The organism is Pseudomonas sp. TE3552, from assembly GCF_056278945.1.
In genome coordinates this window covers 4,617,349-4,639,458 of record NZ_JBWBQJ010000001.1, presented here as the reverse complement: position 1 = coordinate 4,639,458, position 22,110 = coordinate 4,617,349, and the positions used below count along the sequence as shown (strand labels likewise).

The following is a 22,110-nucleotide window of genomic DNA, read 5'->3' as shown; positions in this document are numbered from 1 at the left end:
CGGGGGTTGGGTGACGCACCATGAAAGACCGCGTCTGGCGCGTTGGTGCGAGAAGATGCGCCACATTGGGGCGAAGGATTGCCCCAATGCCGGTCAGTTAAGGTAAGGCGCTGTGAATACAAAACCTGTGGCGAGGGGGCTTGCCCCCGTTCGGCTGCGAAGCAGTCGTAAAACCATTGCACGCGGTGTACCTGATACACCGCAGTTGCAGGTTTTGGGGCCGCTTCGCGACCCAACGGGGCGATGCGGCGTTCCGACAAGCCCCCTCGCCACAAAGGCTCGTTCCCAAAGAGCGGGGGATTACGCCGGGTCGACGTTGTCCAGCGCCCGGTTCACCGCCAGTTCTGCCAGCATGATGACCTGCTGAATCGCCATCGCTGTATGGCGCTGCGGGCCGATTAGATTGTTGGCAAAATCGCTGGCCAGGACACTCGCTGAGGCCAACGATTCACAGGCGTGGGCCAGCAGGCTTTCGGTGCCGGCATCCGGGGCAACCAGGAACATGGTGCTGGGGCGCCGGGGTTTTTCGGTGTATTGCGCCGGGGGATCGAGGTAGTAGTCGAGCGCGCGTTTTATGGCTTCGCGATCTTTGAGGAGGTCGTCGTCGCGCGAATTTTCGGGTTCGGGAGTAGTGATATCGATGGGTGGATCGGGAACAATTTTCTTACTCATTGAAACGTCCTCTAAGCAATTGGAACCATCACTCGTCGTTTCTCACGCGACGGAGTGGTGGCAGCTATGTGCGGGGTGAGAAACCGGTAGAGGACTAATTCCGGCCGGACCGAAGTCCGCCCGCACACAGCCGCCATAGGACATTGCAGGCAGCGGATAAGCTGGCGGCAATTATGGTGGTACTGGCGGTGGATTAAAACCTCTACCGGGCTCTCACACCCGATCGCTGAGTTGTCAGCGACAGCCCAAGACTAGAGGGCCCACGTCCGACGAACAACCTGAAAAAGGCGTGGGAAAGTTCCATGTTTTGACACATTCGTTAAACATTCAAAAGTGCAACGCGGAGCGTCCCTGGCGGCATTCCCACGCAGAGCGTGGGAACGATAAAACAGACGCAGAGTTGCGCTCCCACAATGGATCAGCGGCGGCGCATCAGGCCGATGAAGAACAACCCACCAATGGCCGCGGTGGCGACGCCGATGGGCAGGTCTTCGGGGGCGATCAGGGTGCGGGCGGCGACGTCGACCCAGACGAGGAAGAGGCTGCCAAGCAACACGCACACCGGCAGCAACCGTCGATGCTCAGCCCCGACCAATCGCCGGGCAATGTGCGGCACCATCAGCCCGACGAAGCCGATGGAGCCACTGATGGACACCAGCACCCCGGTCATCAACGAGGCAATCAAAAACACCCGCAAGCGCACGGTGCGGGCATTCAGGCCGAGGGTTACGGCGGTCTGTTCGCCGACCATCAACGCATTCAACGCTCGAGCCATGCCCAGCAGCAACACCAGCCCCAGCAACACGCTGGCCGCCGGCACCGCGAGCAATTCCCAACGCGCCAGGCCAAGGCCGCCAAGCATCCAGAACATCACCGCCGAACTGGCGCGATGGTCGCCAAGAAACAGCAGCAGGTTGGCAATCGCCATCATCACGAATGACACCGCCACGCCGCACAGCAACAGTCGATCACTGTCGAGCCGGCCATTGCGATTGGCGATCATCAGCACCACCAGCATGCTCAACAGCGCGCCGATAAACGCCGCAATCGGCAAGGTCAGCAGCCCGACGATTTCACCGACATGCAGCACCACGATCACCGCGCCGAGAGTGGCGCCGGAGGTCACCCCGAGCAGGTGCGGATCAGCCAACGGATTGCGCGTCACCGCTTGCAGCACCGCACCGATCAACGCCAGCCCGGCGCCCACCAGCGCGCCGAGCAACATGCGCGGCACGCGGATCAGCCAGACGATATGTTCCTGCCCGGCGCTCCAGTTCTGCTCGCCGATACCGAACGTCTTGTGCAGCAGAATCTGCCACACCACGTCCACCGGCACCCGCGCCGGGCCTGCGCCCAGCGACACCACGCACGACACCAGCAACAGCGCGCCGAGGGCGGTCAGCAACAAGGCATAGCGACGATCGATCATTCGCCGTGGAAACCCTTGGCCAGGGTTTCGACCGCCAGCACGTTGTCGATCCCGGGCGTGGCTTGCACGTAAGGAATGACGATGAAGCGCTGGTTCTTGATCGCGTCCACCGATTGCAGGGCCTTATTGTTCAGCAGGAATTGCTCCTTCTGCTCGGCGGTGACCTCGCCGTAATCGACGATCACGATCACCTGCGGATTGCGCTCGACCACGTTCTCCCAATTGACCCGCGTCCAACTCGCCTCGACATCATCGAGAATATTGCGCCCGCCCGCTACGTCGATCAGCGCCTGCGGCATGCCGAGTCGCCCGCTAGTCATGGCCCGGTCTTCACCGCTGTCGTACAGAAATACCCGAGGCTTGTCGGTCGGCAGATCCTTGCGCACCTCGGCGACCTGCGCCTGCATCTCGGCGATTACGGCATTGGCGCGATCCTGCACGTCGAAGATTTTCCCGAGGTTGCGCAGGTCGTTGTAGGTGTCTTCCAGGCTGGCCGGTGGGCGCTTCATGACGAAGGCGCAAGACTCGGTGAGTTCGTAGACGTTGATGCCCAGCGGTTGCAGGGTTTGCGGCGTGAGATCACCGCCGACGCGCATGCCGTAATCCCAACCGGCGAAGAAGAAATCGACGTTGGCGTTGAGCAGGGTTTCCACCGACGGGTACTTGGCCGCCAGTTCCGGCAAACCGTCGAGGATGGTCTGCATCTGGGGCGTCACCGACTTCCAGCCCGATACGCCGCTATACCCGGCCATCCTTGGTTTGAGACCGAGGGCAAGCATCATCTGGGTCATGTTGATGTCATGGCTGACCGCGTGTTTCGGCGCTTGCTTGAAGGTCACTTCGCGGTTGCAGCTCTGGACGGTCAGCGGGTATTTCGTGGCTTCGGCGAAGGCTTGGGCACTGCCCAGCAATAACGTGACGCAAAGCAAGGAACGCAAAGTCATGGTTGGGTTATCCAGGTGATTCGTGGGTAGCCGTGCAAGGGATGGTCGTCGATCAGGGCGTCGACGCCGAACACGTTGTGCAAAAGGTGTGTGGTCAGGACTTCTTTGGGTGTGCCGCTGGCAACGATGCGGCCGTGATTGATCACGTACAGTCGATCACAGAAGGCCGCCGCCAGATTGAGGTCATGGATGCTTGCCAGCGTGCCGATCTGCAGGCGTTTGACCAGCTGCAGCAGTTCCAGCTGATAGCGCGGGTCGAGGTGATTGGTCGGTTCGTCGAGGATCAGCAATTGCGGCTGCTGGGCCAGGGCGCGGGCGAGGATCACTCGCTGCTTTTCACCGCCGGACAGGGTGGCGAAGGCGTGGTCTTCGAAGCCCTTGAGGCCGACCGATTCCAGGGCCTGGCTCGCGAAGTTTCGATCCTCGAGGGTATCGCCATCAAACAGGCCTTTGTGCGGCGTGCGGCCCATGGCGACCACTTCATCCACGGTCAGGCCGAAGGCGTCGGGGAACTCCTGCAACACCACGGCGATGCGTTGTGCGCACCAGCGTGAGGATTGCTTCCAGACGTTGTGATGGTCGAGTTTTACCTCGCCGCTTTCCGGTTTGCTGAAACGGTAGGCGCACCGCAACAGGCTGGTCTTGCCGCTGCCGTTGGGGCCGATCAACCCGACGAACTCGCCAGCGGCCACGTGCAACGATGCATCACGCAGCTGGAACTGGTGATGACAATGGCCGTGGCCCAGGGGTGTCCAGGCGAGGTTGGTGAGGTTCAGCGAGGTCATTTCAATCCTGATGATTGTTCAAGTCAGCACACACCTGTGGCGAGGGAGCTTGCTCCCGCTCGGCTGCGCAGCAGTCGCAAAACCAGACAATGGGCAGTGTCAGAGAACACCGGGCCGCCTGGTTTTGGGGTCGCTTCGCAACCCAGCGGGAGCAAGCTCCCTCGCCACAAGAGCTTGGCGGTTTGCCAGGGATTCCACTGCCGGCCGTCATTGTATTGGCTTTACGCGTACGCGTATCTCGCCTGTTTCATGATGAAGCTGAAGTGGATTCAGATTGCCGGCTCAAACGCGACAGCAGCACCCGATCCAATACCCACACCACAATCAACGAAGCCCCCACCAACGGAAACATCACCGCCAGCCCGAACATGATGACCATCGCGGTTTTCCATTTCGGCAGGTCATGACGCAACGGTGGTACACCGAACTTGCCCTGTGGCCGGCGCTTCCACCAGATCACCACGCCGCTGACCGCGCTGAGCAAAATCATCAGGCAGATCAGCAGCACCATGATCTGGTTGAACGGGCCGAACATCTTGCCTTCGTGCAGCATCACGCCGACTTCCGTGGCCCGGGCGACGTTGCTGTAATGCTGCCAGCGCACGTCGGCGAGGAGGTCGCCGGTGTACTGATCGACATGCAGGGTGGCGTCGTTGCGCGGGTCGTCGGCGAACACGGCGATGGTGAACACGCCGGTGGCCGTGGTGGGGAAGGTGATGCTGTAACCGGGCTCGACCTTGCGCTGCACGGCGATGTTTTGCACGTCTTGCAGGCTGATGGTCGGCGCTGCCGGGCCGGTTTGGGTGCTGGCGTGAGCCATGTGTTCGGCGTGGTCGCCGGACATCGGCATCGGCGTGTTTTCCATGGCCCACGGCACGGTCTGGCGCGTGGCGCTGTTGAGGCTGCGGGCCTCGACGTCGGACTTGGGCACGTCATTCCACATGGCGACTGGAAAGCGGTTCCAGAGGTCGGCGTATTGTTTGCCCCAGAAGCCGGTCCAGGTCATGCCGCTGAGCAGCATCACCAGCAGCAAGGCCGCGCCCCAGAACCCGGTCACTGCGTGCAGATCACGCCAGAGCACCCGGCCGCGACTGTTCAAGCGTGGCCAGAGGATCCCGGCGGACTGGCCGCGCGGCCACCACAAAAATACCCCGGAGACCACCAGCACCACGCCCCAACCGGCGGCCAGTTCTACCAGCCGATCACCGACGGTGCCGATCATCAATTCGCCGTGAATCGAGCGCGCGACTGCTTGCAGATTCTTCTTCGCGTCTTGCTCGCCAAGGATGTCGCCGTGGTACGGATCGATGAACACGTTCAGTTCATGACCCTTATCGATGACGACAAACTGCGCACTGCGTTCGGCGTTGGCCGGTGGCAGGTATTGTTTGATCTGACCTTGTGGATACGCTTCTTTCACGCGCTTGAGCAGGTCATCGGCGGAGACTTTGTGGTGAGCGGCCGGGACGTTCAGCAGGCTGCCGTACATCAACGGATCAAGTTGCGGTTTGAACAGGTAGATGATGCCGGTCAGGGCCAGCATCACCATGAACGGCGCGACGAACAGACCGGCATAGAAATGCCAGCGCCAGGCCAGGTTGTAGAAATTCGGTTTGGGCTGTTTCATTCGAGTGCTCCGCTAGGCGTAGATTTTTGTTGTTTAGTGCGGTTGCTGCGCAACCGATCGCGAGCAGGCTCGCTCCCACAGGTTCAACATCGTCCATGTGGGAGCGAGCCTGCTCGCGATGCTTTTAGAAGCTCATATCAACCTTGGTCCAGAGCGTGCGCCCCGGTTCGTTGATGGCTTGCGGATCATTGGCCGGGAAGCCGAAACCAGCGTTGCCGGCCAGGTTCAAGTGTTCGGCGTACGCCTTGTTAAAGAGGTTGTCGACGCCGCTGCTGACCTTCCAGTTCTTGTTGATCCGGTACGTGCCATTGAGTGAGAACACGCCGAACCCCGAGCTTTTGTCGAAGTCTTTGCCGACCACGTTGCCCTTGTTCTGGTCGATGCGGTTTTGCGCCGAAACCACCCGCCACAAGGCGCCAGCGCTCCAGTTGTCTTCGCTGTAGGTCAGGCCGAAACGGGCGTCCAGCGGAGGCATTTGCGGCAGGGCGCTGCCGTCGCTGCTGTTCTTGCCCCAGGCGTAGGCCAGGGTCGCGTCGGCTTTCCAGTTAGCCGTCAGCTTGTAGGCCGCACCGAGTTCGCCGCCCATGATTCGCGCGTCGATGTTCTCGGCTTGCGAGGTCATGCTCATCATCCCCGGCGTGTAGTTGAACAGGATGTAGTCACGCACCTGCCCGACGTAACCCGAGGCCCAGGCTTCGAGGTCTTCGGTCTTGTATTGCAGGCCGAAGTCGAGCTGGGTGGTTTTCTCCGGTTTGATCGAGTCGAAGGCATTCACCGAACCTGCGGGGCCAGACTTGGGTGAAAACAGCTCCCAGTAATCCGGGAAGCGCTGGGCATGACCGAGGCCCGCATACAGCGTGGTCGGGCTGTCGGCCAGGTCGTGCTCGTAACGTACGAAACCGCTGGGCAAGGTGTCGGCGCGGGTGTCGTCGGCGGTCGGGTTCGGGCGGGCCATCATCCCGGAGCCGATGGTCTGCCGATAATCCTTGGCCGACGCGCGATCCAGCCGTGCACCGGTGATCAACCGATCACGGTCGGCGGCGTACCAGGTCAGTTCGCTGAACACGCCGTAATTGTGGAAGTCGGCGTCCTTGTTGCGGGGCACATCCTTGTAGGTGTCAACGCCCATCGCGCTGCGTTGGCGATGTTCGTTGGTCTGCGCATCCAGGCCGCTGATCAGTTGCACATCGGCCCAGCGCCAGGTGGCTTTGATCCGCGCGCCGAGGGTTCGACGGTCGACGTTGGAAGCCATGGGGCCGGCCATCATCCCGGTGCCGGACGGCGTGCGCAGGGTGTAGTTGTCCATCACGTGGTCGGCGTAGTTGTAGTAGACCTGCGCCTCGACCTTATCCAGCACCTCACCGATGTTCGACTGTTCAAAGCGCAGGCCCAGGCTTTCGCGCAAGAACTGCGAACCGTCCATGCCACGCCCGGCGTAACGGGCTTCGCCATCACCCTTGCCAGCGGTCAGTTCCAGCAGCGTGTCGGCGCTCGGGGTCCAGCCGACAGCGACGTCGCCGTTCCACTTGTCATAGCGCGAGGGCACGGTGTCGTTGTTGCCGTCCTTGTAGTCGTCGGAGTGTGCGCTGTTGCCGATCACTCGCACGTAACCCAGAGGCCCGCCGGCAGCGGCGTCCACCACTTTGTCGAAGCGCCCGTTGGAACCGGCCAGTACGCTGGCATTCACCCGGGTGCCGAGCTCGCCGAAGCTTTCCGGTTCCCGGTCGAACAGGATGGTGCCGGCCGATGCGCCGGGGCCCCAGAGTACGGTTTGCGGGCCTTTGATCACGGTGAGTCTGTCGTAGGTTTCCGGCGAGATGTATGAGGTTGGCGCATCCATGCGGCCGGGGCAGGCGCCGAGCATCATGCTGCCGTTGGTGAGGATATTCAGTCGCGAGCCGAACATGCCGCGCAGCACCGGATCGCCGTTGGTGCCACCGTTGCGCACTAGGGCGAAGCCGGGGATGGTTTTCAGATAATCGCCACCGTCGCTGGCCGGCACCGGTTGGCGCGGGTCCTTGGGATTGGTGACGATGGTCAGCGGCGAGCTCGGCGCAACGGCGGTGATCACCGTCGGGCTCAGTTCTTCGGTGTGGCCGGCGTGTTCATCGGCGAGCGCCAGCGGTGTCAGCAGCAAGCCACAAAGAGCGGCGGTGGCCTGCCTGAAACGAACGCGGGATTCGTTCAGCGCAAAAGAAGCCTGGGCAGCGCCCAAACGTGTGTCAGTAGAAAAACTGGACATGACAATTTCCATCGAACAGTCGTAAACGACACGGCCGGCAGCTTGCGCAAATCTCTGTGGAAGCGAGTTCCTGTGGCGAGGGGGCTCGCCCCCGTTGGGCCGCGAAGCGGCCCCAAAACCTGCGATCGCCGTGTATCAGGTACACGGCGTGCAACGTTTTACGACTGCTACGCAGCCGAACGGGGGCAAGCCCCCTCACCACACAGCTCGCTCCCACAGGTTGCTATGGTCATCTTGCGGACCGTGTGAGATCGGAGGTGGGTGTTTACGCGACGATGGGCGGGGCGCGGGTGCGGGCGCCGGGGAAGAAGGTTTGCCGGGCGTGGCCCAGGCGGGTGGCAAGAGTGCTGAAAGTGGTTGTCTGTGGACTGTCGAAGGCGACGAAGGACTGACCGCCAGTAAGCGCCGGGCAATTGAACAGCAGGCTGCAATAGCCGCATTTTTCCCAGAGTGCGTGATGCTCGGCTTTGGGTGGGCAGTGCTCGGCGGCGGGTTGCGCGCCATGGTCGGCGTGCTCCATCGCCGACATGTCCATGCTCATGTCCATCGACATGTTCATGGACATGCTTGTAGAAACAGCCGCGCGCGAATCCATCGGCATCGACTGAGAAATCAGCGGGCCGATAAAGATCATCAGCATGGCGAACAGGCTGATCCAGCTGCCGCGGGTCAGGCTCATTGGCTGACGGCGGTGCACGGATGACTTGGTGCCAAGCGGGCGCATGGGCGTTTTCAACGTCGGCGATTACTGGGCGTGCATATGCTCTTGCATGCCATCCGGTGCCTTTTTCTGCACCGAAACTTCGACCGTCACATCGCCGGATTTCTCGAAGTGCATCGTCAGCGGGAAGCGCTTGCCGTCACTCAACAGGCTGCGGTCTTTCAGCTCCAGCAGCATCACGTGGTACGCCATTGGTGCGAAGGTGACTTCGCCACCAGCGGGAATCTCGACGCTGGGCACTTGCTGCATTTTCATCAGATCGTTTTGCATCACATGTTCGTGCAACTCGGCTTTGCCGGATATCGGCGATCCGACGCTGAGCAGTCGGTCAGCCGTTTTGCCCTTGTTGTGAATCACGAAATACGCCGCGACGGTTGGCGCGTTAGGCGGCAACTCTTGCGACCATGGATGGGCGATTTCAAGCTCGCCGGCCTTGTATTCGTGAGCATTGGCAAAACAGGCAGGCAGCAGCAATACAGCCAGAACGATGAGTTTGTTCAACATGGCAGTTCTCCAGAACGATTCAAAACGGCAGGTCAATTGCGAGAAGGAATCACACCAGAGGGGACGCGCGGGGGTTGAGACTCGGCCATTGCTGGCGCGGTGTAGGGGTGTCGAGCGTGGCCGGCGGCACGCTTCGATTGGCCTCGAAACGTGCGTAATACAACTGCGGCGCATGCCCCGGCAACGCCACCAACGGCGCGGAGCCCGAGCAACACCAGCAATGCTGCATGTTGGAATGATCGTCGTTCTGCGGGGCTTTCTGCTCGATATCGCCCAGGGAAATCGCCACCAGCTTCGTGCCGCTGGAAGAACAGAAACTGCCCCACAGCAATTGCTCTGCAGGCGATTTCGCCGTCTGCGCCATCGCTCCGGACATCGGCATGGCGAGCATGTTGAACAGCACTGCAAAGCAGGCGATCCAGGCAAATGCGAGCCGTTGTCGGGACATGAGGGCAGATCCGGTTGAGTGGGCGATCAGGCGCGGCTATTTAGCCTGATCAGGGGCGATAAGTAAAAAGGCCGCGTGCGGTGTGGTGTCGCAGTGCTTCAGTCAGCAGATCGAGTAGCCGACGTGCGAGCTCAGCCTCGCCGTTTTGAAAGAGTGTAGCGACTTCGATTCTTAATGCCTGAGCGAATTGAGCGTCGCTTTGGATTCTTGCCCGGATTGTGTGTTTGACATCTCTGAGCGCCACACGATTGAGGCTCCCATCGCCTGGGTCTTCCTCTTCGCAAGCCTTGAGGTAGTTCCACATATCGATAGGGGTCTGGATAAACTCGGTGATATCGAAACGAGTGAATTTTTCGGGCATTCGGCATTCCCCCGCTACGTAAGTGCTACCCGAAATATAGGAGCTGGGTTGTGAGCCCACAAGTCAGCCGATTTGGATGAAGTTGTGCGTTACGTCCGATGGATATGTAGGGTGTTGCACATTTTCTGTAGCAGCTGCCGAAGGCTGCGTTCGGCTGCGTAACAGTCGTGATCCCAAGCGCCACGGTCAACTTGACGGACCGTGGTGTTTGATTTTACGACTGCTGCGCAGCCGAACGCAGGCTTCGCCAGCTGCTACAGGTTTTGTGTAAGGGCCGCTAATATCTCATCCACCGCCCCAAACTCCCGATCCACCCCCGGTAACACCGGCCGCTTCAACACCAGCACCGGCACTCCGCGTTCCCGCGCCACTTCCAGTTTCGGCTCGGTGGCGGTGCTGCCGCTGTTCTTGCTGATCAGCACATCGATCTGCCGCCGTTCGAACAGTTCACGTTCGTCCTCAATCAGAAACGGCCCACGCGCGCCGATCACTTCGCAGCGCTCGTTGCCCGGATAAACGTCCAGTGCACGCAACGTCCAGAATTGCTCCGACGGGATTTCGTGCAGGTGCTGCAATGGCTCGCGACCGAGGGTGAACAGCGGTCGCCGGAAGGGTTTCAACGCTTCGATCAGTTCGGCCCAGTCGCGGACTTCGCGCCAGTCGTCTCCAGCTTGTGGCTGCCAGGCCGGGCGCCGCAGGGCCCAGCATGCAATGCCGCTCAACTTAGCGGCGGTCGCGGCGTTCTGACTGATTTGGGCCGCGTAGGGATGAGTCGCGTCCAGCAGCAGGCCAATGCCTTCATCGCGAATGAACTGCGCCAGACCTTCAGCACCGCCATAGCCGCCAACGCGGACCTGGCAGTTCAGATCCGTCGGCACACGACCGACACCGGCCAGGCTATAGATGTGTTCCGGCCCCAGGGTTCGGGCGATGGCCAGGGCCTCAGTGACGCCGCCGAGCAACAACACGCGTTTCATGGAAAAACTCCTGCATGGCCGACAATCCCGCCCTGGCGATCGATGGCGAACACTTCGACCTGAACCTGTGCCGGCACTACGCTGCGGGCAAAGTCCAGGGCGTGCTGGCATACCGCGTCGCCGAGGGCGATCCTGGCAGCGCTGGCCATGGCCAATGCCTGCTGACTGGTATTGGCTTGGCGAATCGCCTGTTGCAACGTCTCATCCGCACCGATCGCCGCTGCCCATTCGGCCAGCTGTGGCAGGTCGATGCTGGAATGCCGACTGTGCAAATCCATGTGCCCGGCCGCCAGTTTGCTGATCTTGCCGAACCCGCCGCAAAGGCTGAGTTTATCCACAGGCACTTTGCGCAAGTGCTTGAGTACCGCACCGACGAAGTCGCCCATTTCGATCAGGGCGATTTCCGGCAGGTCATAGACCCGGCGCATGGTGTCTTCGCTGGCGTTGCCGGTGCACGCGGCGATGTGCAGGTAGCCGTTGGTTTTGGCGACGTCGATGCCCTGGTGGATCGAGGCGATATAGGCCGCACAGGAGAACGGCCGGACAATGCCGCTGGTGCCGAGAATCGACAGGCCGCCGAGAATCCCCAGCCGCGGGTTCATGGTTTTCAGTGCCAGGGCTTCGCCGTCCTCGACGTTCACCGTGACCTCGAAGCCGCCCTGATAATCAAACTCCCCGGCCAGCAACGTCAGGTGGTCGGTGATCATCTTGCGCGGCACCGGGTTGATCGCCGGTTCGCCGACGTTCAGCACCAGCCCGGGCCGGGTGACGGTACCAACGCCACGGCCAGCACTGAAGCGGATGCCCGGCTCGCGGTGCAGGCGCACCTGGGAAAAGAGCAGGGCGCCGTGGGTCACGTCCGGATCGTCGCCTGCGTCCTTGATCGTTCCGGCTTCGGCGCCGTCGTCCGTCAGCCGACAGAATTCCAGGCGCATTTGCACCTGTTTGCCTTTGGGCAGAATTATTTCCACGGCGTCCGCTTCCACACCGCTGAGCAGCAGGCGTGCCGCGGCGAGGCTGGTGGCGGTGGCGCAGCTGCCGGTGGTCAGGCCACTGCGCAGCGGGGCGGGTTGTTCGGCGGTTTCGTCACGCATCGAGGGGTTTCGTCACATCCAGCAAGGTAATCGGCAGCGCCTGACGCCAGGTGTCGAACTCGCCCAGCGGTTGCGCCTGAGCGACATGAATGCGGGTCAATTCACCGCCATGCCGTTCACGCCAAGCCATCAAGGTCACTTCACTTTGCAGGGTGACGGCGTTGGTCACCAGTCGACCGCCGGGTTTGAGTTGCGCCCAGCAAGTGTCGAGTACGCCCTCGCGGGTGACGCCGCCACCGATGAAAATCGCGTCCGGGCGTTCCAGCCCCTCCAAGGCTTGCGGTGCACTACCGCGAATCAGTTGCAGGCCGGGCACACCCAGGGCATCGCGGTTGTGTTCGATCAATTGTTGTCGACCTGCATCGGCTTCGACGGCCAGCGCCCGGCAACTTGGGTGGGCGCGCATCCATTCGATGCCGATCGAGCCGCTGCCGGCGCCAACGTCCCACAGCAGTTCGCCGGGGACCGGGGCGAGGCGCGCAAGGGTGATGGCGCGCACATCGCGCTTGGTCAGTTGGCCATCATGCTGGAAGGCTGAGTCCGGCAGGCCCGCCAATCGGGACAGGCGCGGCGTGTTCGGTTCGGCGATGCATTCGATGGCGATCAGGTTCAGATCGGCAATCAGCGGGTCGTTCCAGTCGTTGGCGACGCCCTCGATGCGTCGTTCGGCTTCGCCGCCCAGATGTTCCAGCACGGTGAGACGACTCGGCCCGAAACCACGCTCACGCAGCAGCGCCGCAATCTCTGCCGGACTCTGGCCGTCGTTGCTCAACACCAGCAGACGCATACCACTGAACACATGGGCGTTGAGTGCGGCGACGGGGCGGGCGACTACAGAAAGCGTCACCACGTCCTGCAACGGCCAGCCCATTCGCGCTGCCGCGAGGGAGCAAGAAGAGGGCGCCGGCAGAATCAGCATCTGCTCGGCGGGCACTTGCCGTGCAAGGCTGGCGCCCACACCAAAGAACATCGGGTCGCCGCTGGCCAGTACACAAACCGGCTCGCCACGCAGCGCCAGTAACGGCTCAAGGGTAAACGGACTGGGCCAGAGCTGGCGTTCGCCGCGAATGCACACCGGCAGCAAGTTCAGTTGGCGCTGGCCGCCGATGATCCGCGAGGCGGCCATCAGGGCGCGCCGGGCATTCTTGCCCAGGCCCTTGAAGCCGTCTTCACCGATTCCCACAACCGTTAGCCAGGGTGTCATGCCATTCCTTAATCCAGGGTTGATCTTCAAGGGCGGCATGATAACGCGGCTGCCGGTATCTGACGCGGGTCGGTTGTCGGAGAATGTTTAACCGATAGCGGAAATTTAATGTTGTGCAAAAGCGGTTTGCTTAATGCGTGTTTTTGCTAGTTTGGGTCCAGCTTAAGTCGGGTGTAATGGGCGTTCTGATTTAACGACGAAGAATTTTATTTTTTAATGATTGCCAAGTTGGCAGGAAGAGATATGGATATCAATTCAAACACAGATAACATCCGCAGTAATGCAATCACCGTGAACAATATGTTGTTCACAGGCATCGGGGGCCAGACTGCAGCCGACAACCATTTTGTAAAGAACTGCGTTCTACTCGCGCAGATCAAGGCGGACAAACTTTACAACAGCAGTACCCAGCCGGGTGAGTGGTTCGATCACTTTGCCGGCATTCTCTGGTCATTTGGCTGGAATCTTGAGGAACAGCCCGTCGTTCTGGTCCAGCGCGAATTTTCCGGTAGCGTGCAGGAGGCATGGCGAAAGTTGGCGGCGCCGTTGCTCGCGCGTTCCCAACTGGCACAAGTTGAAGCAGGACTTGCAGCGCTGGAAAACGATGTGGCGATCCTGAAAAAGTTTACCGCCCTGAGTGGCAAGACGTTCAGCTCGCATATTTTGCCGATCAGTTATAACGCCAGCGGCGAGTTGGTCGTGGTGCTCAGTCACATCCGGTTTATCAAGATGGTCCTCAATACCACCTATCTGTTTTGGCAGATCCATCAGCCGATGTCGCAACTGGATATTCGCGCCAGAAAACTGGTGATCAAGCGCCGGGCGATGGATGCCCATCGAGCGAGCGTTGAGCAGGCCCTTCGCGAGATCCCTTTCAAGCTTGAAGAATACGAACTCTGAACAGCGCCAGGCTGCTTAATGTGTAGCCATGGCGGATTCCGACCGGCAGGCATTTTCATGCGCTCGGGCAAAGCAGGCATAATGGCGACCTTTCGCCCACCACAGCACTGCCAGCCGGTCACCTCCTTTGAACGAACGCCCGATGTCCACCGCTTTACGCCCCTCGGCCTGCCCGGGGTTGCTGCGTATCGTCCAGGCACTGGATGGCGGCATCTGTCGGATCAAATTGAACGGCGGCTCGATCAGCACTGCCCAGGCTGAAGCGGTGGCCCGTGCGGCCGAACGGTTTGCCGGGGGCGTGATCGAGGCGACCAACCGCGCCAATCTGCAGATTCGCGGGATCGGCAGCGAGCAGACGGCACTGATCGACAGCCTGCTCGCCGCCGGATTGGGCCCGCGAACCGCCGCTGGCGACGATGTGCGCAACCTGATGCTCAGCCCGGCCGCCGGGATTGATCGGCATAGGCTGTTCGACACGCGCCCGCTGGCTGAACAGATTCTCGACACCTTGCAAAGCCACGAACGTTTCCATGAGCTCAGCGCCAAGTTTGCCGTGCAACTCGACGGCGGCGAGGCGTTGGCGATGCTCGAACACCCCCATGATCTGTGGTTGTCTGCTGCTGAGCGAGACGGCGAACGGTTGCTGGCATTCGGTCTGGCGGGTTGCCCCACGGACACGCCCGCAGGTTCAGTGTCACTTGAGCAAGGACACGCGTTGGTCGTTGCAGCGCTGGAGTTGTTTCTCGATTTGGCGCGGCCCGATCAAACACGGATGCGTCATGTGCTGGCCAAAATCCCGGCCGCGGATTTTCTCGCTCGCCTGGCCGAGCGTGTGCCTTTGAACCCGATCACCGATTGGCGGCGTACATCGAGCCCGGATGCTCTGCACATCGGCGTTCATCCGCAGGCTGGAACCGAATATGTCTATATCGGTGCCGTACCTCCTTTGGGGCGGCTCGATCCCGTCATGCTCAGAGGTGCGGCGCAACTGGCGCGCGAGTTCGGCGACGGGAGCCTGCGTTTCACCCCATGGCAAAGTCTGTTGCTACCCACTGTTCGAAATGAACGGGCGCCCGAAGTCGTTCGACGTCTGGAACAACTGGGCCTGCTGTGTGACGCCGATCAGCCCTTGTCACGATTGATCGCCTGCACCGGCTCCGCTGGCTGCGGCAAAGGCCTGGCCGATACCAAGAGCGACGCCTTGCAATTGGCTGCGCTGTTGCAACGCCACGATCAAACGGTGCATCTGTCCGGTTGCCAGCGTTCCTGCGCCGCCGCCCATGGGGTGCCGGTCACGTTACTGGCCGTCGCCCCCGGTCACTACGACCTCTATTTTCGCGACGCGGGGCAGCCGGGTTTCGGCGCCCTGCACGCACGCAATCTTACTATTGAAGCGGTCGGCGCCTTGCTCGACGCCCGCCCACGGAGTTCCCTTGATGCTTGATTACATCCGCGACGGTCAGGAGATCTATCGCAACTCCTTCGCGATCATTCGCGCCGAGGCCAACCTCGAGCGCATCCCGGCCGATCTGGAGAAACTCGCGGTGCGGGTGATCCACGCCTGCGGCATGGTCGAGGCCATCGACGGGCTGCAATTTTCCGCAGGCGCCGGCAAGGCCGGGCGCGATGCGCTGGCGGCCGGCGCGCCTATTCTGTGCGACGCGCGGATGGTCAGCGAAGGCGTGACCCGTGCGCGTTTGCCGGCCAATAACCAAGTGATCTGCACCCTGCGCGACAACAGCGTCCCGGAGCTTGCCCGAGAGTTGGGCAATACCCGTTCCGCCGCCGCGCTGGAACTGTGGCGCCCGCACCTGGAAGGCAGCGTGGTGGTGATCGGCAATGCGCCGACCGCGCTGTTTTATCTGTTGGAAATGCTCGACGCCGGCGCGCCGAAACCGGCGCTGATTCTCGGCTTCCCGGTGGGCTTCGTCGGCGCCGCTGAATCCAAGGCGATGCTCGCGGCGGACAGCCGTGGCGTGCCCTTTGTCATCATGCAAGGCCGGTTGGGCGGTAGCGCCATGGCCGCCGCCGCTGTCAATGCCCTCGCCACGGAGATCGAATGATGCAGCAACCTGGACGTTTGATTGGCTTGGGCGTCGGTCCCGGTGATCCGGAACTGATTACCGTCAAAGCCTTGCGCCTGCTGCGCGAATCGCCGGTGGTGGCGTACTTCGTCGCCAAGGGCAAGAAGGGCAACGCCTTCGGCATCATCGAAGCCCATCTGCAGGACGCGCAAACCCTGCTGCCGCTGGTCTACCCGGTGACCACCGAAGCGCTGCCGGCGCCGCTGTCGTATGAACAAGTGATCAGTGATTTTTACGACACCGCTGGCGAACAACTCGCCGCGCACCTGGACGCTGGCCGTGACGTGGCGGTGATCTGCGAAGGCGATCCGTTCTTCTACGGCTCCTACATGTACCTGCACGATCGCCTGGCCGAGCGTTACGAAGCCGAAGTGGTGCCGGGTGTCTGCTCGATGCTCGGCGGTGCTTCGGTACTCGGTGCACCGCTGGTGTATCGCAATCAGAGTTTGTCGGTATTGTCGGGTGTGCTGCCCCACGAAGACCTCAAGCGTCGCCTGGCCGATGCCGATGCGGCGGTGATCATGAAGCTGGGGCGCAACTTTCCCAAGGTCCGCCAGGTACTGGAAGAGCTCGGTCTGGCGCAGCGTGCGCTGTATGTGGAACGCGCGACCATGGCCAATCAGAAGATCGTGCCGCTGGATCAGGTCGAGCCGATGTCCTCGCCATATTTCTCGCTGATCATCGTTCCCGGTGAAAGGTGGCAAGGCTGATGGCCCATTCCGCTCCGGCGATTGTCATTCTCGGCAATGGCAGCCTCGCCACCGCGCGCAAGATTCAACAGCTGTACCCAGGCGCATTGATCCACGGGTTGGCCGAACGGGTCGAAGGCGCGGACCGTGTTTATCACGAGTTCGGCGCAAACCTGCGCGTGCTTTATCAACAGGACACGCCAATCATCGCCCTTTGCGCGGCCGGAATCGTGATCCGCACCTTGGCGCCGTTGCTGCTGGAGAAGGGCGCCGAGCCGCCGGTGCTGGCCGTGGCCGAAGACGGCAGCGCCGTGGTGCCGCTGCTCGGTGGCCTCGGCGGGGTGAATGTCATGGCCCGGGAAATTGCCGCCGGCCTCGACGTCGCCGCGGCGATCACCACCAGCGGCGAACTGCGTTTCGGCACTTGCCTGCTCAATCCACCCAGCGGCTATGCCTTGGGCGATCTGGAGTTGGGCAAGCGCTTTGTCTCGGACCTGCTGGCTGGCGAACGCGTGCGCATCGAAGGCGCTGCGCCATGGCTGGCGCAAGCACAATTGCCGGAAGATCCTCAGGCTCATTTGTCGATTCATGTCGGCAGCGCCGAACGAGCGCCGACAGCCAATGAACTGTTGATCTACCCGCGTAGCGTATTGTTGGCGGTCAGCGCCAGGGTGGCGGATTTGCCCCAGGCGATTCGCGCGGCGCTGCGTCAGGCGCAAGTCGCCGGGCAATCGCTGGCGTGCTTGTTGGCGCCGGTCACCGAGATGGCCAGCCCGGCATTGCGCGAAGCGGCGCTTGAACTGGGTGTGCCGCTGCGCTTTGCGTCGCCCGCCGGCGATGCCAGCGAGTTGGCTCGCGGGGCCGTTCCCGGTGCGACGATTGTTCCGGTCGACGCGAACCTGGCGCTGGCCATCGCCGAACAGCCTCTGGACGTCGCGCAGATCGGCCAGCCACGTGGTCGACTGGCGGTGATCGGCCTGGGTCCGGGCGCTGCCGAATTGATGGTGCCTGCGGTGAAGGCCGAACTGGCCAGAGCCACTGACGTGCTCGGTTATGAAACCTATGTGCGCATGGCCGGCCCGTTTCGCCCGGATCAAGTGCTGCACTGCACCGACAACCGCGAGGAAATGCAGCGTGCCCGTCATGCCTTCGAACTGGCGGCCCAAGGGCGGTCGGTGATTGTGGTGTCCTCTGGCGACCCTGGTGTATTCGCCATGGCCGCCGCAGTACTCGAAGCCTTGCACGAGTCGACTGACCCGGCTTGGCACAGCGTCGATCTGGAGATTCTGCCGGGGGTTTCCGCTTCGCTGGCGACGGCCGCTCAGGCCGGTGCGCCGTTGGGGCATGACTTCTGCGTGATGTCACTGTCGGACAACCTCAAGCCGTGGTCGATCATCGAAAAACGTCTTGACCTGGCCGCCGAAGCCGATCTGGCGCTGGCCTTCTACAACCCGATCTCCCGCTCGCGGCCATGGCAGCTGGGCCGTGCGCTGGAGATCGTCGCGCAGCACCGTACCCCTGAAACCCCGGTGGTGCTGGGACGTGATATCGGTCGGCCCGGTCAGACGCTGCGGACCACCACGCTCGGCGCGCTCACGCCGGAGCAGGTGGACATGCGCACGATGGTGCTGATCGGCTCGTCCACCACTTGCGTGTTCCCCCGCGCCGAAGGCGGTGACTGGGTGTACACGCCGCGCTGGTATGGCAACAAACCCCTCTGCTGAAATCTGGCGGCCCGCCCGGGCCGCCTTCATCACCTCAGTCCGGTTACTTCTCTCGATTGTTTCGGCATTTGTGCGTGTAAGCCTGTTCGGTTGTTTGAGTGGGATTTTGTTACCTGCCACGAAGAATTTTTATTCTGCTTTGTAGGAAACTCTATTTTGATGCCAGGATTTTTAAGGATGTGACGAATCATTATTTCAGGCGCCTGTTCTGAGGTTCGGCCTATAAAGGGCTTTCCAGTATTCTGGCTTGTGAGTCATGACTAAACGAATAAAAGTGCATAAGTCTGTAACGTTGGATGTAATGTTTGTTTTGTAATTAATTGAATTCCTTGTTGGTTGAACAGTATTGAGTGTCGGGTTAGTTTTAACGTGTGCTTTATTGGTATTAGTCGATTTTAAAGAAGTTATGTAACGCTTCGGCGATGTCTGGTGCTTGGCCAGGCAGTTGCGCTTTGTTTGCCTCTAAATGTATTGATGCTCGATGCCCGTCTTGGAGCGACGGCGCTTTCTTCGCTTTATTGATAACAGGTTAAATGCCCGAGTGCTTGAGTGCCCTTGTGGAATCATCATTGTCTAGAGTCGGTCTCGGCTGTTTATATACGATAAATGGAAGTGTTGTTTATGAGTGAGTCTAAGTTCTCGTTGGCGGATGGCTACGTCAATTTTGTGGATTTGTTAAAAGTGGTGGACCTTGAACAGGCGTTAGCATCGCACAAGGGCGCCGATCAATATGATGCGGTGTTTCGATATTATTTCGGTTGTATCGGTTTGCTGGATTCTCCACAACTGTTGGAGCCGTTAGGTCTGCTCAAGCAAGCGTTGGGGGCGTTGGAGCACGGTAGCCGGCACCGCCGCGCGGCAGAGTCGGGATCGTCTATGAGTTCTGATGCCGCTGGGCGAGGTGGATATTCGGGCATTCAAGACAGACGCGCGCCTGGGCGTGCTGCAGTTGATGCTTGACCGCAATCCCCAATGGATGCCCGGTCGTCAGGCTCTGCGCAGCCGCTACACCAACTACTTCGAGCAGATTCCCCTGGAACATCGCGAGGCGCTCGAGCGTTTCGCCGACAGCCAACCCAGGCTAAGTGATGTTTTTCGTCCCCCGGTGGAGCGTCTGGTTCAACCGGACGGGCTGCGAGCCGTCGCCGAACAAAGCACTTTGAGTAACGCTTTCCTGATGGCCCATCCTGGCTCAGCAATGCTCAAGACCGTGCTTGAGCGTTTCAGGCTCAATTATGAAATCGTCGACGCCACCGCTCGCCTGGCGGATGAGCAAAATATTGCCCTCACCGATGCCGAAGCCATGAGCGGTCTTGCACTCCAGGCGGCGACGCAGGTTTTTGGTGCTTTGCACGAGCTGTCGCCGGAAGAAGAAGTGGCAGTGTCTTTTCTGGTTCAGGCTGCCGCCACCTACTATAGCGACGGCATCCGGCCTCAGAGTGAAGTGACGATCTATCTGACCGGACCTGCCGCCCTGCGTGCGGGAATTGCGGATTACGAAAGGACGCATTTTACGCCTCGAACTGCCGAAGAGTGGCGAGTGGAGGTTGCCATTCCGGCCATCGCTGCCGTCAACCGGGCTACCGAGGAGGAGCTGGATCACTCCTGGAAAGAGAACGAAAGTGACACTGGGCAATGGTTGATTAACGAGACTAAACGCTGGCAAGAGGGACAGTTCAAAGCCCGTTACGCGGGCGACCTGGCCCAGTTGCTCAAATACCGGACCATCGACTTTGAGGAAGGCTGGCCGGTAATCGAGGGCCGCCATGTGCTGTCCACCGATCTGTTGCAGCATCTGGCCGATGAGCTGGGCGAGCCGTTCATGCGGACGATGAATCGTAGCCATAACGGTGCGGTGACCTTCGACAAGGCTGTACCCCTGAGCTTCGATGACCGCCAATCGATCCTCGCTCAAAGCCCCGATGCGCTGCCGCCTGCATCATTGAGCGATCCGCAGACTCAACAGTTGCCTATCGATGAACTCTTGAGCCGACTCGCCAAGGGTAGCCTAGAAGTCGCTCAGTTGAGCCCCTTGCAGCGTCTGCTGCTCGGCGCCTTGACCGGTGCGCAGGCATTGGATAATCGCAGCTTCGACACGGTTCGTCCGCAGCTGGATAACCTGGCCAACAGCTTCAGCGAACTAGGCGCGGCGGGCCGCTACGCGACGATCGAACACGCGCTGTATCAACGCCAGGCTCCCGGGTTTCTGGCCGGGCTTGTCAGCCCTCTCGATCATCCGCCAGCGCTTTCCGAAACCGCCCTGGGGCTGAAGAAAAACGCGCTTGAGCAACCTTTGACGCTGCGCCGGTGGGGCAAGCAAGTGGCCCGAATCCAGCAGGTGGCGAAACTCGAATACCGTGACCAGATTGTCGAGCGCCTCGGTGTTGTTCTGGACGGTTTTGAAGCGGGCACCGTCAAGCTTGTTCCGCAGGATTTACTGCTTCAGGGCGCCGGTGACAGGGTAGGTGGGCGTTGTTATCCACTGGCCCTGGTGATGGCGGCAGCCTTGTCGGAGGGGAAGGCCGCGGCCAACATTCTTCGCGAGCGATTCTACCTGGGGGTAATCGAGCCGCAAGGGAGTGATTCAGCGATCTTTCTGCACAGCCTGGAGGCGTTGCGGGATGTGCCGATCAGCGAGGTGGGCAGCGCGCTGGGGCGTTCGGATCTGAGTCAGGTTGTGGACATTCTGCAAGCCAGAACAGCCACCAGTACGCTGATGCTCAACTCCGATAATCACGCCATGCTGGTGGCCAAAACCATTGAGGGCGAACGCAGCACTTATCACTTCTATGATCCGAATTTTGGCGTATTCGAGTTCGAACATCCGACGCTGTTCAGACAGGCGCTGGAACAGTTCTTCCTCCGGCAGGGGATGGCCAGGCATTACGCGGCGTATGGCGATGCGGCGCGTCCGACCTTCGATCTGATCGAACTGGAAGGCTCGCGGGTGTCGAGAGTGGCATTGCCTGGCTCAACTCCTGTCTCGCAACTGCTGCAACCCGGCACGTTGGCGGGCCAGTCGCAACGTCCTGTCAGGCAGCGTCTGGCCAGTGCCCGCGGACAATCATTGATGAGCAACGTTCGTCTGGGCAGTTGTCTATTGGCGCTGGACAGTCACGGGTGGGGGCAACAGATCGCGCAAGTGACGACCCGCCTTCAGCAGCAGAATCAGCTGGCACCCCACCTTGTACCGTTGTTCGAAACCCTGGAGATCATGCCCGACGGGATGTACCGGATGAGCCTGGTCGACCCTGCAAACCCTGAGCACGTGGTACGAGTCTTCACCGATGACCCTAGACTCTTGCGCATAAAAAACTACCTCTCGGAACGTTTTGCAGCCTTGGCCAATAAATCATCCGTTCCGGGCGATCCTGTCGATCCCACCGATGTTGGTAGTGTCCATACCCTGAACGCCGGCTTCGCCATACAAGCGCTGATGAACGCGTTGAGGGTACAGGAAGGACCCGATCGGTCCCTGACCCTGGCTGTCCGGTTGCATGCCTATGTCAATTACGCGCAGTTGGTGCATGGCAATGTGGTCGATGTGGCGGGTCGCCGATCTTCATCTGGCCTTCAATGACCAATACCTCGGCATCGCGCTGGACATAACTGAGTGGCCCCGCATACCCCATGTCCGGGTAGGTCAGCAGTAGTCCGTCCTTGTCTTTTCGCGGATTGACGATGCGCTGTGCATCAGCCCCTATG

20 protein-coding genes are annotated in these 22,110 nt (G+C 60.9%); 7 read left to right on the top strand and 13 right to left on the bottom strand.

Annotated features, from left to right (window positions below; genetic code table 11):
- Positions 1 to 300: 300 nt before the first annotated feature.
- The 13 genes from ACZ9BB_RS21015 to cbiE form a co-directional block, all read right to left on the bottom strand.
- Positions 301 to 672 carry a DUF6124 family protein gene (locus tag ACZ9BB_RS21015; RefSeq protein WP_476215887.1) on the bottom strand — a complete coding sequence of 124 codons (372 nt, stop codon included), beginning with the start codon at positions 670 to 672 and terminating at the stop codon, positions 301 to 303.
- A 418-nt stretch (positions 673 to 1,090) separates the two neighbouring features.
- Entirely contained in the window at positions 1,091 to 2,101 is a 1,011-nt protein-coding gene (locus ACZ9BB_RS21010) for a FecCD family ABC transporter permease (RefSeq protein WP_476215885.1), read from the bottom strand.
- Positions 2,098 to 3,045 (bottom strand): ABC transporter substrate-binding protein, encoded by a 948-nt coding sequence (locus ACZ9BB_RS21005; protein WP_476215883.1) that lies wholly within the window; start codon positions 3,043 to 3,045, stop codon positions 2,098 to 2,100. The genes ACZ9BB_RS21010 and ACZ9BB_RS21005 overlap by 4 nt, the downstream gene beginning before the upstream one ends.
- On the bottom strand, positions 3,042 to 3,830 hold the full coding sequence (locus ACZ9BB_RS21000) for an ABC transporter ATP-binding protein (protein WP_476215881.1): 789 nt from the start codon (positions 3,828 to 3,830) through the stop codon (positions 3,042 to 3,044). The genes ACZ9BB_RS21005 and ACZ9BB_RS21000 overlap by 4 nt, the downstream gene beginning before the upstream one ends.
- 247 nt (positions 3,831 to 4,077) lie before the next feature.
- A complete protein-coding gene (locus tag ACZ9BB_RS20995) occupies positions 4,078 to 5,457 on the bottom strand; it encodes a PepSY-associated TM helix domain-containing protein (RefSeq protein ID WP_476215879.1) in 1,380 nt (459 codons plus the stop codon).
- 124 nt (positions 5,458 to 5,581) lie between these two features.
- Positions 5,582 to 7,699 carry a TonB-dependent copper receptor gene (locus tag ACZ9BB_RS20990; RefSeq protein WP_476215877.1) on the bottom strand — a complete coding sequence of 706 codons (2,118 nt, stop codon included), beginning with the start codon at positions 7,697 to 7,699 and terminating at the stop codon, positions 5,582 to 5,584.
- 265 nt (positions 7,700 to 7,964) lie between these two features.
- On the bottom strand, positions 7,965 to 8,423 hold the full coding sequence (locus tag ACZ9BB_RS20985; RefSeq protein ID WP_476215875.1) for a DUF2946 domain-containing protein: 459 nt from the start codon (positions 8,421 to 8,423) through the stop codon (positions 7,965 to 7,967).
- Positions 8,424 to 8,444: 21 nt separating this feature from the next.
- Positions 8,445 to 8,924 carry a copper chaperone PCu(A)C gene (locus ACZ9BB_RS20980; protein WP_476215873.1) on the bottom strand — a complete coding sequence of 160 codons (480 nt, stop codon included), beginning with the start codon at positions 8,922 to 8,924 and terminating at the stop codon, positions 8,445 to 8,447.
- A 49-nt stretch (positions 8,925 to 8,973) separates the two neighbouring features.
- The gene (locus ACZ9BB_RS20975; RefSeq protein WP_018928437.1) at positions 8,974 to 9,372 is read right to left on the bottom strand and encodes a DUF2946 domain-containing protein; all 399 of its coding nucleotides are present in this window, start codon (positions 9,370 to 9,372) and stop codon (positions 8,974 to 8,976) included.
- 49 nt (positions 9,373 to 9,421) lie between these two features.
- Positions 9,422 to 9,733: a hypothetical protein gene (locus ACZ9BB_RS20970; RefSeq protein ID WP_476215870.1), complete on the bottom strand. Its 312-nt coding sequence runs from the start codon at positions 9,731 to 9,733 to the stop codon at positions 9,422 to 9,424.
- Between the two features lie 254 nt (positions 9,734 to 9,987).
- Positions 9,988 to 10,710 (bottom strand): cobalt-precorrin-6A reductase, encoded by a 723-nt coding sequence (locus ACZ9BB_RS20965; RefSeq protein ID WP_476215868.1) that lies wholly within the window; start codon positions 10,708 to 10,710, stop codon positions 9,988 to 9,990.
- Entirely contained in the window at positions 10,707 to 11,804 is a 1,098-nt protein-coding gene (locus ACZ9BB_RS20960; RefSeq protein WP_476215867.1) for a cobalt-precorrin-5B (C(1))-methyltransferase, read from the bottom strand. Before ACZ9BB_RS20960 ends, ACZ9BB_RS20965 begins: the two co-directional genes overlap by 4 nt.
- Positions 11,797 to 13,008: a precorrin-6y C5,15-methyltransferase (decarboxylating) subunit CbiE gene (gene cbiE, locus ACZ9BB_RS20955; RefSeq protein WP_476215866.1), complete on the bottom strand. Its 1,212-nt coding sequence runs from the start codon at positions 13,006 to 13,008 to the stop codon at positions 11,797 to 11,799. The genes ACZ9BB_RS20960 and cbiE overlap by 8 nt, the downstream gene beginning before the upstream one ends.
- Before the next feature lie 243 nt (positions 13,009 to 13,251).
- Here cbiE and ACZ9BB_RS20950 point away from each other — a divergent pair, with 243 nt between their 5' ends.
- The 7 genes from ACZ9BB_RS20950 (at position 13,252) to ACZ9BB_RS20920 (ending at position 21,985) form a co-directional block, all read left to right on the top strand.
- Positions 13,252 to 13,908, top strand: a complete 657-nt coding sequence (locus ACZ9BB_RS20950; RefSeq protein WP_476215864.1) for a hypothetical protein — start codon at positions 13,252 to 13,254, stop codon at positions 13,906 to 13,908.
- 142 nt (positions 13,909 to 14,050) lie between these two features.
- Positions 14,051 to 15,352, top strand: a complete 1,302-nt coding sequence (cobG, locus tag ACZ9BB_RS20945) for a precorrin-3B synthase (protein WP_476215862.1) — start codon at positions 14,051 to 14,053, stop codon at positions 15,350 to 15,352.
- Entirely contained in the window at positions 15,345 to 15,971 is a 627-nt protein-coding gene (locus ACZ9BB_RS20940) for a precorrin-8X methylmutase (RefSeq protein WP_476215860.1), read from the top strand. Before cobG ends, ACZ9BB_RS20940 begins: the two co-directional genes overlap by 8 nt.
- Entirely contained in the window at positions 15,971 to 16,702 is a 732-nt protein-coding gene (locus ACZ9BB_RS20935; RefSeq protein WP_429544236.1) for a precorrin-2 C(20)-methyltransferase, read from the top strand. Before ACZ9BB_RS20940 ends, ACZ9BB_RS20935 begins: the two co-directional genes overlap by 1 nt.
- Positions 16,702 to 18,405 carry a precorrin-3B C(17)-methyltransferase gene (gene cobJ, locus ACZ9BB_RS20930; RefSeq protein ID WP_476215858.1) on the top strand — a complete coding sequence of 568 codons (1,704 nt, stop codon included), beginning with the start codon at positions 16,702 to 16,704 and terminating at the stop codon, positions 18,403 to 18,405. Before ACZ9BB_RS20935 ends, cobJ begins: the two co-directional genes overlap by 1 nt.
- A 621-nt stretch (positions 18,406 to 19,026) precedes the next feature.
- Positions 19,027 to 19,365, top strand: a complete 339-nt coding sequence (locus ACZ9BB_RS20925) for a hypothetical protein (protein ID WP_476215856.1) — start codon at positions 19,027 to 19,029, stop codon at positions 19,363 to 19,365.
- Positions 19,292 to 21,985 (top strand): TcdA/TcdB catalytic glycosyltransferase domain-containing protein, encoded by a 2,694-nt coding sequence (locus ACZ9BB_RS20920; protein WP_476215854.1) that lies wholly within the window; start codon positions 19,292 to 19,294, stop codon positions 21,983 to 21,985. Before ACZ9BB_RS20925 ends, ACZ9BB_RS20920 begins: the two co-directional genes overlap by 74 nt.
- Positions 21,986 to 22,110 lie beyond the last annotated feature (125 nt).